Origin of the sequence: Streptomyces corchorusii (genome assembly GCF_001514055.1) — a bacterium.
Taxonomy (GTDB): domain Bacteria; phylum Actinomycetota; class Actinomycetes; order Streptomycetales; family Streptomycetaceae; genus Streptomyces; species Streptomyces olivaceoviridis.
In genome coordinates this window covers 469,928-484,469 of record NZ_KQ948355.1, presented here as the reverse complement: position 1 = coordinate 484,469, position 14,542 = coordinate 469,928, and the positions used below count along the sequence as shown (strand labels likewise).

Below are 14,542 nucleotides of genomic sequence, written 5' to 3'. Positions count from 1 at the left end.
CCTCGCCGAGAGCTGGAACACCGCTCAGCCGGTCGGCTACGTCCGGCTCCGGCACGACTCCGATGCCCCTCGGAACCGACTCTGTTCACAGTGATGAACTCTGCACACATGGGTGTACATGGTCGTGGCCGGTGTGCAAGGCTCAGCCAACTTCTCTTGTCCACAGTGGAGTTGGAGGGCGAGCATGAGCGTTTCCCGGCGTGCGTTGCTGGCCACGGCGGCCGGTGCGGCGGCCGTAGGGACCTCCGCGGTGCCTGCCGCGGCGGCGTCGGACCGGCAGCCACCAGGCGCGACCACGCGGACACTGCGCGCCGCGGCGGACTACGCCGTGGAGAAGGTCCGCACCGTCGCGCCCGGAGTGACGGGCTTCCCGGTCGGGACCAAGTTCGAGAAGTGGACGTACTCGCGCAACGGCGACTGGGTGGGCGGCTTCTGGCCCGGAACGCTGTGGATGGCCTGGCTGTACAGCGGGGACGACGCCTTCCGCGCGTGGGCGGTCGAGTCGGCCCGGAACCTCGCCCCCCGGCAGGACGACACGAGCACGCACGACCTCGGTTTCCTCTTCTCCCCGTCCTGGGTCACCGCCTGGCGCCTGACCGGTGACGACGAGTGGCGGACGGGCGCGATACGGGCGGCCGACTCCCTGATCCAGCGGTACAACCCACGCGGGAAGTTCATCCGGGCCTGGGGCGCGCTGACGGACCGCGCCAACGCGGGCCGCGTTATCATGGACACGATGATGAACCTCGATCTGCTGGCGTTCGCGAGCCGGCAGACCGGTGACGACACCTACCTGGACATCGCCGTCGAGCACGCGAGGACCGCGCAGCGCGTCTTCCCCCGCCCCGACGGATCCACCCCGCACGTGTTCGACTTCGACCCGGACACCGGCGCCCCCATCGGCCCCAACACGGTGCAGGGCTACAGCCCCACCTCCTGCTGGTCGCGCGGGCAGGCCTGGGGCATCTACGGTTTCACCACGATGTACCGGCGGACCGGGCACAAGGAGTTCCGGGACACCGCGCGCCGGCTCGCCGACTTCGCCATCGGAGCGCTGACCCCGGACCACGTGCCGGTGTGGGACTACCGCGCGCCGCAGCAGCCGCACGACATCAAGGACGCCTCCGCCGGCGCCATCATGGCGTGCGGCCTGCTCGACCTGCACGCGGCCACGGGCAGACACACCTACCGGGAGGTCGCGCTGCGGCTGCTCACCGCGCTCGCGGACACCTGCCTGACGAGGAACTCGGCCCGCGCCGACGCGGTCGTGGCGCGCTGCACCCGCAACCGCCCGGCCGAGGACGGCATCGAGGTCTCCCTCCCTTACGCGGACTACTACCTCCTCGAAGGCATCCTGCGCGTGCTCCGGCCCGAGGCCGTCGACCGGGCGATCGACCTGTCGCAGCCGGCGTGAGCCGACGGCGCGGCGACCGGGGGGACGTCCTCCCGGCCGCCGTCCGCACTGGCGCGGAACCCGGAGCCGGGGAGCGGCGGGCCCCGGCGACGGATGTCCGGATCTATGGGTTGCCTGTCCTCATGGACATGGTGCCGCCCGCACCCGCGGGCCGACACTGAGGTCACCGCGCGATGGCGCGCGAACGACTGGCAAACATGAGGTGCAAAGATGGCTGACGAGTCCGTGGCAGGCGGAATCACCGTGCCCGACACCAAGCTCGCCCGGGAGGCGACCCAGCTCGTGCGGGACGAGACGAGCGACCTGATCTACCACCACTCGCGCCGCGTCTACCTGTTCGGCGCCTTGCAGGGCCGTCGACGCGACATCGGCTTCGACCCGGAACTGCTGTACATCGGCGCCATGTTCCACGACCTCGGCCTCGGCGCGCGCTTCCACGGCAGCGGCCGGCGCTTCGAGGTCGACGGGGCGGACGCGGCCCGCCGGTTCCTGCGGGACCACGACGTGCCCGAGGACGGCATCCGCCGGGTGTGGACGGCGATCGCCCTGCATACCACGCCCGGCATCCCGGAGTTCATGGAGCCCGAGGTGGCGCTGGTCACCGCCGGTGTGGAGTACGACGTGCTGGGCATCGGATACCACGACATCGCCCCCGCCGACCGTGCGGCCGTCGTCGCGCTGCACCCCCGCCCCGACTTCAAGCGGCAGATCCTCGACGCCTTCACCGAAGGCATCCGTCCCAAGCCCGAGACCACGTTCGGCAACGTCAAGGCCGACGTCCTGGAGCACTACGTGCCGGGATTCGAGCGAGGCGACTTCGTGCGGACCATCCTCGAATCGCCGTGGCCGGAGTGAGCCCCACGCGCCCACGGCATGTCGTGGCCGTGCTGACCTTCCCCGGTGTCCAACTGCTTGACGTGGCCGGACCCGCGGAGGTCTTCACGACCGCGAACGCCTACGGGGCCCGGTACGACGTGCGGGTCGTGTCCGCCGCCGCGGGGCCCGTGGCCACCTCCGCCCAGGTACGGCTGGACGCCGCCGGCGGCTGGGAGGACCTGCCGGCGCGGTTGGGGACGCTCGTGGTCCCGGGCCGGCGGGACTGGCGGGAGGCCGTCGCCGACCCGGCGCTGGTGGCCGGGACGGCGGCGCTGGCCGGGCGGGCCCGCCGCGTGGCCTCGGTGTGCGCCGGCGCCTTCATGCTGGCCGAGGCCGGGCTGCTCGACGGACGGCGGGCCGCCACGCACTGGCGCCTGGCCCGGGAACTGGCGCTCGCCTACCCCGGGGTGACCGTGGAGACGGACGCCCTGTTCGTCCGTGACGGCAACGTCGTCACCTCCGCCGGAGTGACCGCGGGCATCGATCTCGCCCTGGCCCTCGTCGAGGAGGACCACGGACCCGACGTGGCCCGCGAGGTCGCGCGGGAACTGGTGGTCTTCATGGCGCGTCCGGGCGGTCAGTCCCAGTTCAGCGCGCGACTGACCCTGCGCGAGTCCACGCACCCCGTCGTCCGGCAGGTCATGGACGTCGTCGGCGCGGATCCGGGCGCGGACCATGACCTGACCGCCCTGGCGCGCCGGGCCGGCGTGAGCGTACGTCACCTGAGCCGGCTCTTCCGGGCGCACACCGGGATGACGGTCGGGCGCTACGCCGAATCGATCCGGCTCGAAGCGGCCCAGGCCCTCCTGGAGGCGAGCGGCGAGCCCGTCGACACCGTCGCGGCACGCGCCGGCTTCGGCTCGGCGGAGACCATGCGGCGGGCCTTCCAGAACACGCTGGGCATCTCACCGACGGTCTACCGGGCCCGCTTCCGCACGACCGTCCCCGGGTGAGCCGTGACCCCTGACCGGGCACCGATGCCGGCGAGCGTCCAACGCCCGCCGGGACCGCGGTCGCGGTGGGGCCGGCGCTCGCCTCCTCGGGTGGCGGCGGGACAGCGGGCGACTACGGGTCCGGGGCGCTGTCGGGCGTCGGTACGGGTGCCGGGGTCGCGTTCCTGTACCGGGCGATGGCGCAGGGGCGGATGAGCGTCGTCGTACCGGTCAGCGATGTGGGGGCGGTCGCCCTCCCCGTCCTGGTGGGCGTGGCCTTCCTCGGTGAACGGCCGGCCGCCGTCGCCTGGGCCGGGATCGCCGTCGCCGTACCGGCGGGTCGGACACGGGGCGTTGTGGTGCCGGGCCGGGCACGGAGCGCCGTAGCGCCGCGCTGGGCACGGACCGCCGGGTCGGTGACCCCCGGAGTGTCCGCCGCGCCGGCCGCCAGCGTCGGCTTCGGGGTGCGGTTCCTGGCGATGGCCCAGGTGGGGGCGGACGGCGGCCTGTGGCCCGTCGTCGTCAGCCGGGGCGCGTCCGTGCTGCTGATCGCCGTGGTGCTCGCCCCGTACCGGTCCCCTGTGATGCTGCCCGGCCGGCTCGCGGCGGTGGCCGGCGTGGGCGGTGCGGTCGGGACCGTGGCCATCCTCCTCCACCTCGCCGCGACGCGGCACCAGTTGATGGCCGTGGCCACCGTGCTGACCGCGCTCTACCCGGCCGTCCCGGTGCTGCCGGCACCGGCCTTCCTCCACGAACGGCTCACCCGCCGGCAGACCGCCGGCCTGGTGTGCGCGGCAGCCGCCATCGCGCTCATCGCCCTGCGCTGACCACCGTACCGAGCGGCCCCGCCGTAGGGGACCGGCCCGGCGATCCGCCGTCCGTCGTGCCACGTGACCCCGTGGGACCCCTTAGCCGCCCCGGGGGGCCCTGGGGGCTGTAGGGGTGTCCCGCGTCATCGGCCCCTGCCTAGCCTCCGACAGCGGAGGGGAAGCGGACCGGAAACCGTCCGGAGGCGATCCGCACGGCCGAGGCCCTCACTTCGATCTCGATCGGATGGCGCGCTGGTGAACAACGAAGAGCAACTGCTCGACTATCTCAGGCGGACGACCGCGGATCTGCGGGAGGCGCGGCGGCGGCTGCGCGAGAACGAGCAACGCGCACACGGCCCCATCGCCGTCGTCGGCATCGGCTGCCGCTACCCCGGCGGCGTCACCACCCCCGAGGAACTGTGGGAGCTGGTCGCGACGGGCACCGACGCCGTGTCGGACTTCCCCGCCGACCGCGGCTGGGACGTGGACGCCCTGTACGACCCCGACCCGGCACGGCCCGGCAAGACCTACGCCCGTACCGGCGGATTCCTGCACGACGCCGCCGACTTCGACCACGACTTCTTCGGCATCAGCCCCCGCGAGGCCCTCGCCATGGACCCGCAGCAGCGGCTGCTGCTGGAGACCTCCTACGAGGCCTTCGAACGGGCCGGCATCGTCCCGGCCTCCCTGCGCGGCAGCCGTACCGGTGTGTTCGCCGGCGTGATGTACAACGACTACGCCACCCGCCTCACCTCCGTACCCGACGACCTCGACGGCTACCTCGCCAACGGAAGCGCCGCCAGCATCGCCTCCGGACGCGTCGCCTACACCTTCGGCCTCGAAGGCCCGGTGGTCACCGTCGACACCGCCTGCTCCTCCTCCCTGGTCGCCCTGCACTGGGCGGTGCGCGCGCTGCGGTCGGGGGAGTGCTCGCTGGCCCTGGCCGGCGGCGTCACCGTGATGTCCACGCCGGAGACGTTCATCGACTTCAGCCGGCAGCGCGGACTCGCGCCGGACGGCCGCTGCAAGGCGTTCGCCGCGGCGGCCGACGGCACCGGCTGGGGCGAGGGCGCCGGCATGCTGCTGCTGGAACGGCTCGCCGACGCCCAGCGCAACGGACACCCGGTACTCGCCGTGATCCGGGGCAGCGCGGTCAACTCCGACGGCGCCAGCAGCCGGCTGACCGCGCCCAACGGGCCCTCCCAGCAACGGGTCATCCGGCAGGCGCTGGCCGGTGCCGGGCTCACCGCCGCCGACGTCGACGTGGTCGAGGCGCACGGCACCGGCACCTCCCTCGGCGACCCCATCGAGGCGCAGGCGCTGCTCGCGACGTACGGCCGCGAACACCCCGCCGACCGGCCGCTGCTGCTCGGCTCGGTCAAGTCCAACCTCGGGCACACCCAGGCCGCGGCCGGTGTCGCGGGCGTCATCAAGATGGTGCTGGCCATGCGGCACGGCGAGGTGCCGCCCACCCTCCACGTCGACGCCCCCACGGACCAGGTGGACTGGAGCGCGGGCGCCGTCGAACTGGCCCTGGAGCGGCGCCCGTGGCCCGCCACCGGACGGCCCCGCCGCGCCGCCGTCTCCTCCTTCGGCATCAGCGGCACCAACGCGCACGTCGTCCTGGAGCAGGCACCCGCCGACGCGCCTTCCGGCGATACGGATTCCGGCGATGCCGACCCTGCTGAGAGCGGCACCAACCCGCCGGTGAGGGAAGGCGGTCACGTCCCCTGGATCGTCACCGGCCGCACACGGCAAGCCCTCACCGCCCAGCTCGCGCGCCTGCGCGACCACGTCGACGCGCACCCCGGCGCACGCCCGGCCGACCTCGGGCTGTCGCTGGCCACCACCCGCGCCCACTTCGAGCACCGCGCCGTCGCGGTCGGCCGGGACACCGGCGAACTGCTCGCCGCGCTCGCCGCCGCGACCCCGCTCACCCCCGTCAGCGGCAAGACGGCGTTCCTGTTCACCGGCCAGGGAGCGCAACGCCCCGGCATGGGCCGGGCCCTGCGCCGGGCCTTCCCGGTGTACGCCGAGGCCTTCGACGCGGTGTGCGCGCTCGCCGACCGGGGCCTTCCCCGGCCACTCGCCGAAGTGATCGACACCGACGCGGAGTCACTGACCCGGACCGACTACGCGCAGACCGCCCTGTTCGCCACCGAAGTGGCCCTGTACCGCCTGCTGGAGTCCTGGGGCGTGACCCCGGACTTCGTGGCCGGGCACTCGGTCGGCGAACTCGCCGCCGCCCATGTCGCCGGGGTGCTGTCCCTGCCGGACGCCGTCCGGCTCGTGCTCGCGCGCGGCACGCTGATGGCCGCCCTGCCCCCGGGCGGCGCCATGGCCGCGCTGCGCGCCGGTGAGGACGAGGTCGCCCCCCACCTGGACGACCGGGTCGGCCTCGCCGCCGTCAACGGCCCCCGCTCCGTGGTGATTTCGGGTGACGAGGAGGCCGTCGACGCCCTCGCCGCCCGCTTCGGGAAGAGCAAGCGGCTGACGGTGTCGCACGCGTTCCACTCGCCGCTGATGGAGCCGATGCTCGCCGACTTCGCCAAGGCCGCCGCCGCGTGCTCCTTCTCGGAGCCGCGCATCCCGGTCGTCTCCACGCTCACCGGCGCCCTCGCCGAACCCGGCCGGCTGACCACCCCGGACCACTGGGCGGACCACGTCCGGGGGACCGTCCGCTTCGCCCCCGCCCTGACCACCCTGCACGAGCTGGGCGTGCGGACGTTCCTCGAAGTCGGCCCCGACGCGGCCCTCACCGCCCTGGCCGTGGACTGCCTGCCCGAGGGCACCGTCACCATCGCCGGGCTGCGCCGCGACGGCGACGAGGAACGCGACCTGGTCACGGCCGTGGCCCGGCTGCACGCGGCCGGCACCGCCGTGGACTGGGCGGCGTTCTTCGCCCCCCACGGCGCCCGCCGCACCGAGCTGCCCACCTACGCCTTCCAGCGCGAACGCCTCTGGCTTGAGGCCGGCCCCGGCGGCAGCGGCGACGCCGACGGCCTCGGGCAGCGCGCCACCGGGCATCCGCTGCTGACCGCCGCGACCGACCTGCCCGACACCGGGGGAGCGGTCCTGACCGGCCGGCTCTCCCTCGCCTCCCACCCGTGGCTGGCCGACCACGCCGTGCACGGCACCGTGCTGCTGCCCGGCACCGGCTTCGTGGAGATGGCCCTCCAGGCCGCGGAGCGCACCGGCTGCGACACCGTCGAGGAACTCACCCTGCACGCCCCGCTGATCCTGCCCGAGCAGGGCGCACTCGCCGTACAGGCCGCCGTCGGCCCCGAGCGGGACGGACGGCGCGAGCTGACCGTGTGGTCCCGCCGCGCCGACAGCCCCGACGCCCCGTGGACCCGCAACGCCGCCGGCGTCCTCACCACCGCACCCGCCGACGCGGCGTCGCCGGCCGCCCTGACCGACTGGCCGCCCCGGGACGCGGAACCCGTCGACCTGGACGGCCTCTACCCGGGCCTGGCCCGCACCGGTTACGGCTACGGCGAGGTCTTCCAGGGCCTGCGCGCCATGTGGCGCCGCGGGGACGAGCTGTTCGCCGAGGCGGCACTGCCCGAGGGCGCCCGCGCCACCGCCGCCGCGTTCGCCGTCCACCCGGCGCTGCTGGACGCCGTCCTGCACGTCAACCTGCTGGACCTGCCCGGCGGCCAGGCGGTGCTGCCGTTCGCCTGGGGCGGCGTCACCCTGCACGCGGCGGGCACCGACGCCCTGCGCCTGCGCCTCACCCCGTCCGGCCCCGAAGCCGTCGCCCTCACCCTCGCCGACGCCGCCGGAGCGCCCGTCGCGACCGTGCGCAGCCTCGTGGCCCGCCCCGTCTCCGCCGAACAACTCGCCGGGGACGGCGACGACCCGCTCTACCGGATCGACCTCGTCCCGGCCCCGGTCCCGGCGGCCACCGAGCTCCCGGCCCTGGCGGTGTGCGGCTTCGGCGGCACCGGTCCCGGCCACAGCGGCGCGGCCGGGACCCGCGCGGGCGACACCGGCGAGACGCGGAGCGCCGCCCTCGCCGCCGCCCTCGACGCCCCCCACCACCCCGACCTCGCCGCCCTCACCACCGCCGGCCCCGTCCCCGGCCTGGTCGTCCTGCCCGTACCGGCCGCCCCCGGCCCGGTGCCGGACCTCCCCGCCCTGGTCCGCGACCGCGTGAACACCACCCTGGACACCCTCCGCGCCTGGCAGGCCGACGACCGCTGCGCCGGCGGCCGGCTCGCCGTGCTCCTGCGGACCGGCGACCTCACCCACGCCCCGCTGTACGGACTCGTACGCGCCGCCCAGGCCGAGAACCCGGACCGGTTCCTGCTGGTCGACAGCGACGACAGCGCCGCCCCGGGCCCCGCCCTCGCCGCCGCGCTCGCCGCCGGTGAACCGGAGGTCGCGGTGCGGGACGGCGAGGTGCGGGTGCCGCGGCTGGCCCGCGCCAAGGCCGGCGAGCCGCTCGCCTGGGACCCGGACGGCACCGTCCTGATCACCGGCGGCACCGGTGGCCTCGGCGCCCTCATCGCCCGTCACCTGGTCGCCGAGCACGGCGTACGGCGCCTGCTGCTGGCCGGCCGGCGCGGCGCGGACGCCCCCGGTGCGGCCGAACTCGCCGATGAACTGGCCGAGTCGGGTGCCGAGGTGACCCTCGCCCGGTGCGACGCCGCCGACCGCGCCGACCTGGCCGCGCTCCTCGCCGCGCACGAAGTGCGGGCGGTGGTGCACGCCGCCGGTGTCGTCGACAACGGCGTGCTGGCCACCCTGGACGCGGACAAGGTCGACCGGGTGCTGCGGCCCAAGGTGGACGCCGCCTGGAACCTGCACGAACTGACCCGCGACACCGACCTGTCGGCCTTCGTCCTGCTGTCCTCCACGGCCGGTCTGCTGGTCGGCGGCGGCCAGGCCAACTACGCCGCCGCCAACACCTTCCTCGACGGACTCGCCGCCCACCGCCGGTCGCTCGGCCTGCCCGCCGTCTCCCTGGCCTACGGCCTGTGGTCCGGTTCGGGCGGCCTGAGCGCCGGCATCGACGCCGCCGACCTGGAGCGGCTGCGCCGGCTCGGCCTGCCGCCGCTCACCCCGGCCCAGGGGCTGCGCACCTTCGACGCCGGCCTCGGCGGCGCGGACGCCGTCCTGGTGCCCGTACGCCTGGACGCCGCCGCGGTGCGCGCCCGGCCGGACGGTGTGCCCGCCCTGCTGCGCGGCCTGGTGCGGCCGGCCCGGCGGCGCGGCGCCGAGCCCGCCCCCGCCGGCTCCTGGCGCGAGCGGCTGGCCCCGCTGCCGGACGCCGACCGGGACCGCGCCCTGCTGGAGCTGGTCCGCACCCATGTCGCCGGCGTCCTCGGGCACCCCTCACCGGAGTCGGTCGACCCGGGACGCGCCTTCCAGGAGATGGGCTTCGACTCGCTCGCCGCCGTCGAACTGCGCAACCTCCTCGCCGGCGCCACCGGCCTCACCCTCCCGGCGACGCTGGTGTTCGACCAGCCCACGCCCCACGCCCTCGCCGCCCACCTCAAGACCGCGCTCGTGCCCGGACCGGCCGACCAGGCCCGCTCCGCGCTGGCCGAACTGGACCGCCTCGAAGCCGCCCTGCACGCCCTGCCCGACCAGGACGGCAGCCACGCCCGGGTCACCGCGCGCCTCGAAGCGCTGCTGCGGGGCTGGCAGGACAGCCACGCCCGCCCCACCGGGCCCGCGTCACCGGCCGACGTCCACGACGCCAGCGACGAAGAACTCTTCGCCAGGATCGACAACGAACTGGGAGCCCTGTGATGGAAGACTCGGCCACGGCCGGCAAGCTCCGCGACTACCTCAAGCGGGCCACGACCGAGCTGGAGCGCAGCCGCCGCCGCGTACGGGAGCTGGAGGAGCAGGACCACGAGCCCGTCGCCATCATCGGCATGGGCTGCCGCTACCCCGGCGGCGTGCGCACCCCCGAGGACCTGTGGCGCGTCGTCGACGAGGGCATCGACGTCGTCACCGAGTTCCCGGCGGACCGCGGCTGGGACGTCGAGGCGATCTACGACCCCGAGCCCGGCGCCCCCGGCAAGACCTACGTCCGCCACGGCGGCTTCCTGCACGACGCCGCCGAGTGCGACCCCGCCTTCTTCGGCATCAGCCCCAAGGACGCGCCCGGCACCGACCCGCAGCAGCGGCTGCTGCTGGAGGTCACCTGGGAGGCCTTCGAGCGGGCCGGCATCGACCCCACCACGGTGAAGGGCACCCCCACCGGCGTGTTCGTCGGCCTGATGCACCACGACTACATCGGCGGCACCATCTCCGGCAGCATCGTCTCCGGCCGCATCGCCTACACCCTCGGCCTGGAGGGACCGGCGGTCACCATGGACACCGCCTGCTCCTCCTCCCTGGTCGCGCTGCACTCGGCGATCCAGTCGCTGCGCAAGGGGGAGTGCTCCCTGGCGCTGGCCGGCGGCGCCGCCGTCATGGCCAGCCCCGAGATGTTCATCGAGTTCAGCGAGCGCCGCGCGCTGTCCCCCGACGGCCGCTGCCACTCCTTCTCCGACGACGCGGCCGGCGCCGCCTGGGCCGAGGGCGCCGGCATGCTCCTCGTGGAACGCCTGTCGGACGCCCTGCGCAACGGCCACGAGGTGCTGGCCGTCGTCCGCGGCTCCGCCGTCAACCAGGACGGCGCCTCCAACGGCCTCACCGCGCCCAGCGGTCCCGCCCAGGTCCGCGTCATCCGGCAGGCCCTCGCCGACGCCCAGCTCGCCCCGCACCACATCGACGCGGTCGAGGCGCACGGCACCGGCACCACGCTCGGCGACCCCATCGAGGCGCAGGCCGTCATCGCCGCCTACGGGCAGGACCGGCCGGAGGGCCGGCCCGTATGGCTCGGCTCCATCAAGTCCAACATGGGCCACCCCCAGGCCGCCGCCGGCGTCGGCGCCGTCATCAAGATGGTCATGGCGATGCGCCACGGCACCCTGCCGCGCACCCTGCACGTGGAGAAGCCGTCCGCCGCCGTCGACTGGAGCGCGGGCGACGTCCGCCTGCTCACCGAGCCCCGCCCCTGGGACACCCCCGACGGCCGCCCGCGCCGCGCCGGTGTCTCCTCCTTCGGCATCTCCGGCACCAACGCCCACACCATCCTGGAGGAGGCGCCGCCCGTCGGCACGGACGGAACGCCGGCGGAGCGGGCCGCGCTGCCCGTCGTACCGTGGGTGCTGTCCGGCAAGGGCGCCGACGCCGTCCAGCGGCAGGCGGAGCGGCTGCTCGCCGCCGCCGGCGACCTCGACCCGTACGACGTCGGGTACTCCCTGGCCACCACGCGCACCGTGTTCACCCACCGGGCCGCCGTCACCGGCCGCGACCGGGACGAACTGCTGGCCGGTCTGCGCGCCGTCGCCGACGGCAGCCAGGCCGCCGTCGTGGCCCCCGAACCCGGCCGGCTCGGCGTACTGTTCTCCGGGCAGGGCTCCCAGCGGCCCGGCATGGGCCGCACCCTGCACGCGGCGTTCCCGGTGTTCGCCGCCGCCTTCGACGAGATCTGCGCCGCCTTCGACGCCCACCTGGACCGGCCGCTGCGCGAGGTGATGTCCGACGAGGACACCGACCCCGCCCCGCTGCACCGGACCGTCTACACGCAGGCCGCGCTGTTCACCTTCGAGACCGCCCTGTACCGGCTGCTGGAACACTGGGGCGTCCGCCCGGACCTGCTCGCCGGGCACTCCATCGGCGAGGTCGTCGCCGCGCACGTCGCCGGCGTGATGGACCTGCCCGACGCGGTCGCCCTGGTCGCCGCCCGCGGCCGGCTGATGCAGGAACTCCCGGCCGGCGGCGCCATGGTGTCCCTGCTGGCCGCCGAGGCCGAGGTCAGGCCGCTGCTCACCGACGGCGTCGACATCGCGGCCGTCAACGGCCCCCGCGCGGTGGTCGTCTCCGGTGACGAGGAGGCCGTGGCCGCCGTGGCCGCCCGCTTCGACAAGACCAAGCGGCTGACGGTGTCGCACGCCTTCCACTCCCACCGCATGGACCCCATGCTCGACGCGTTCCGCGAGGTACTGGCGGGCCTCACCTTCCACGAGCCCCGCCTGCCGGTCGTCTCCAACGTCACCGGCCGCCTGGCCGACGAGCTGACCTCGCCCGACTACTGGGTGCGGCACGTCCGCGAGGCCGTCCGCTTCCACGACGGGGTCACCGCGCTGGCCGCCGAGGGCGCCACCCGCTTCCTTGAGGTCGGCCCCGACGCGGTGCTTTCGACCATGGCGCAGGACGTCGTCCCGCACGTCATCGCCACCCAGCGCCGCGACCGCGCCGAGGACGCCGCCCTCGTCGACGCCGTCTGCCGGCTGCACCTGACCGGCACCGGCCCCGACTGGAGGGCCGTGTTCGCCGGGGGCCGCAAGGTCGACCTGCCCACCTACCCGTTCCGCCGTGACCGGCACTGGGAGGACGCCCCCATCCTCCAGGCCGAGCGCGCCGCGGCGGCCCGCGCGGGCACGGACGCCGCCGACCCGTTCTGGGAGCTGGTCCGGGACCAGGACGTCACCGCCGTCGCCGCCACGCTCGGCGTCACCGACGAGACCTCCGTCGCCGCCGTCGTACCGGCCCTGGCCGCCTGGCACGGGCAGCGGCAGGCCAACGCCGCCGCCGACGGCTGGCGCTACCGCGTCGCCTGGGAACCGCTGGCCCCCGCCGCCACCCCCGCGCGCGGCGGCCACTGGCTGGCCGTCGTCCCGGCGGCCGACGACCCGTGGACCACGGCCGTCCTGACCGGGCTCGCCGATCAGGGGCTGCGCGTCGACACCCTCACCGCACCCGCGACGGCCGACCGCGCCGAGCTGGCCGCGCTGCTCGCCGGCCGGGGCGGCGTCGACGGCGTGCTGTCCCTGCTCGCACCGGCCACCCCCCTCACCGCGACCGCCGCTCTCGTGCAGGCCCTCGGCGACGCCGGGATCACCGCCCCGCTGTGGTGCGTCACCCGCGACGCCGTCGCCCACGGCACGGCCGCCACCGTCACCGGCTTCGACCAGGCCCCCGTGTGGGGCCTCGGCCGGGTCGCCGCTCTCGAACACCCCGACCGCTGGGGCGGACTGGTCGACCTGCCCGCCGAGACCGGCCCGCGGACCGTGGCCCGGCTGGCCGCGCTGCTCGCCGACGCCGGCGGCGAGGACCAGGTCGTCATCCGCGAGTCCGGCGCCTACGGCCGCCGGCTGGAGCACGCCCCGGCCCGCGCCGGCGCCCCCTGGAAGCCGTCCGGCACGGTGCTGGTCACCGGGGCCACCGGCGCCGTCGGCACAGCCGTCGCCCGGTGGCTCGCCGCCGAGGGCGCCGACCACCTGCTGCTGACCTCCCGCCGCGGCATGGACGCGCCCGGCGCCGCCGGCCTCGTCCGCGAACTCACCGACGCCGGCACCCGGGTGACCCTCGCCGCCTGCGACGTCGCCGACCGCGAGGCACTGGCCGCGCTGCTGGACTCCGTACCGGAACAGCACCCCCTCACCGCCGTGCTGCACCTGGCCGGCGTCCTCGACGACGGCGTCCTGGACGCGCTCACCCCCGACCGGTTCGCCGGCGTCCTCGCCCCCAAGGCCGACGCCGCCCGCCACCTGCACGAACTCACCGCGGACCGGGACCTGTCGGCGTTCGTGCTGTTCTCCTCGCTGACCGCCACCGTCGGCGGCGCCGGACAGGCCAACTACGCCGCCGCCAACGCCTTCCTCGACGCCCTCGCCGAGCACCGGCGCGCCACCGGACTGCCCGCCACGTCGATCGCCTGGGGACCGTGGGGCGGCGACGGCATGGCCGCCCACGGCACCGTCCGCTCGGCCGCCCGCGCGATGGGCATGTCCCCCCTCGACCCCGGCCGCGCGCTGACCGCGCTGCGCCGCGCCCTGGACGGCGGCGACACCACCGTCACCGTCGCCGACGTCGACTGGTCCGTGTTCGCGCCCGCGTTCACCGCGACCCGGCCCAGCGCCCTGCTGTCCGCGCTGCCCGAGGCGCGGCGCGGCACGGCCGGGCCCGCCGAGCCGGGCGCGGTCGACGGCTTCGCCGAGAAGCTGGCCGGCCTGACCGGCGGCGAACGCGAACGCGCGCTCCAAGAGCTGGTGTGCGGCCAGGCCGCCGCGGTCCTCGGCTACGGCGGCGCCGACGCGGTCGAGCCCACCACCGCCTTCCGCGACCTCGGCTTCGACTCGCTCACCTCCGTCGACCTGCGCAACCGGATCAGCGGCGCCGCCGGGGTGCCGCTGCCGGCCACACTCATCTTCGACTACGCCACCCCCGCCGCCCTCGCCAAGCACCTGGGCACCGAACTCGCGGGCGCCGACACCTCCGTGGACTCCGTCCTCGCCGACCTCGACCGGGTCGCGGCCCGGCTCGGCGACCTCACCGCCGAGGACATCGAGCAGGCACGGATCACCGCCCGCCTCCAGTCGCTGCTGGGCGACCTGAACAAGACCCTCGGCCAGGACGCCGCCGCCCTCGCCGGACGGCTGGAGGAGGCCTCCGCCGACGACGTCTTCGCCTTCATCGACAACGAACTCGGCTCGGCGTGACCC

At 75.6% G+C, this 14,542-nt stretch carries 6 protein-coding genes; all 6 read left to right on the top strand.

From position 1 onward, the window contains the following. Positions 1-184: 184 nt before the first annotated feature. The 6 genes from AQJ11_RS14770 to AQJ11_RS14740 all read left to right on the top strand — a co-directional run bounded on the left by AQJ11_RS14770 (position 185) and on the right by AQJ11_RS14740 (position 14,539). Entirely contained in the window at positions 185-1,414 is a 1,230-nt protein-coding gene (locus AQJ11_RS14770) for a glycoside hydrolase family 88 protein (RefSeq protein ID WP_107120831.1), read from the top strand. Between the two features lie 210 nt (positions 1,415-1,624). After that, positions 1,625-2,269, top strand: coding sequence for an HD domain-containing protein (locus AQJ11_RS14765; protein WP_014670548.1), 645 nt, complete (start codon positions 1,625-1,627; stop codon positions 2,267-2,269). 23 nt (positions 2,270-2,292) lie between these two features. Further along, positions 2,293-3,243: a GlxA family transcriptional regulator gene (locus AQJ11_RS14760; protein WP_059263348.1), complete on the top strand. Its 951-nt coding sequence runs from the start codon at positions 2,293-2,295 to the stop codon at positions 3,241-3,243. 65 nt (positions 3,244-3,308) lie between these two features. Further along, positions 3,309-4,049, top strand: a complete 741-nt coding sequence (locus tag AQJ11_RS51025) for an EamA family transporter (protein WP_244218242.1) — start codon at positions 3,309-3,311, stop codon at positions 4,047-4,049. Between the two features lie 237 nt (positions 4,050-4,286). Continuing rightward, positions 4,287-9,791 (top strand): type I polyketide synthase, encoded by a 5,505-nt coding sequence (locus tag AQJ11_RS14745; protein ID WP_059263347.1) that lies wholly within the window; start codon positions 4,287-4,289, stop codon positions 9,789-9,791. Further along, positions 9,791-14,539 (top strand): type I polyketide synthase, encoded by a 4,749-nt coding sequence (locus tag AQJ11_RS14740; RefSeq protein ID WP_059263346.1) that lies wholly within the window; start codon positions 9,791-9,793, stop codon positions 14,537-14,539. Before AQJ11_RS14745 ends, AQJ11_RS14740 begins: the two co-directional genes overlap by 1 nt. The last annotated feature ends 3 nt before the right edge of the window (positions 14,540-14,542 follow it).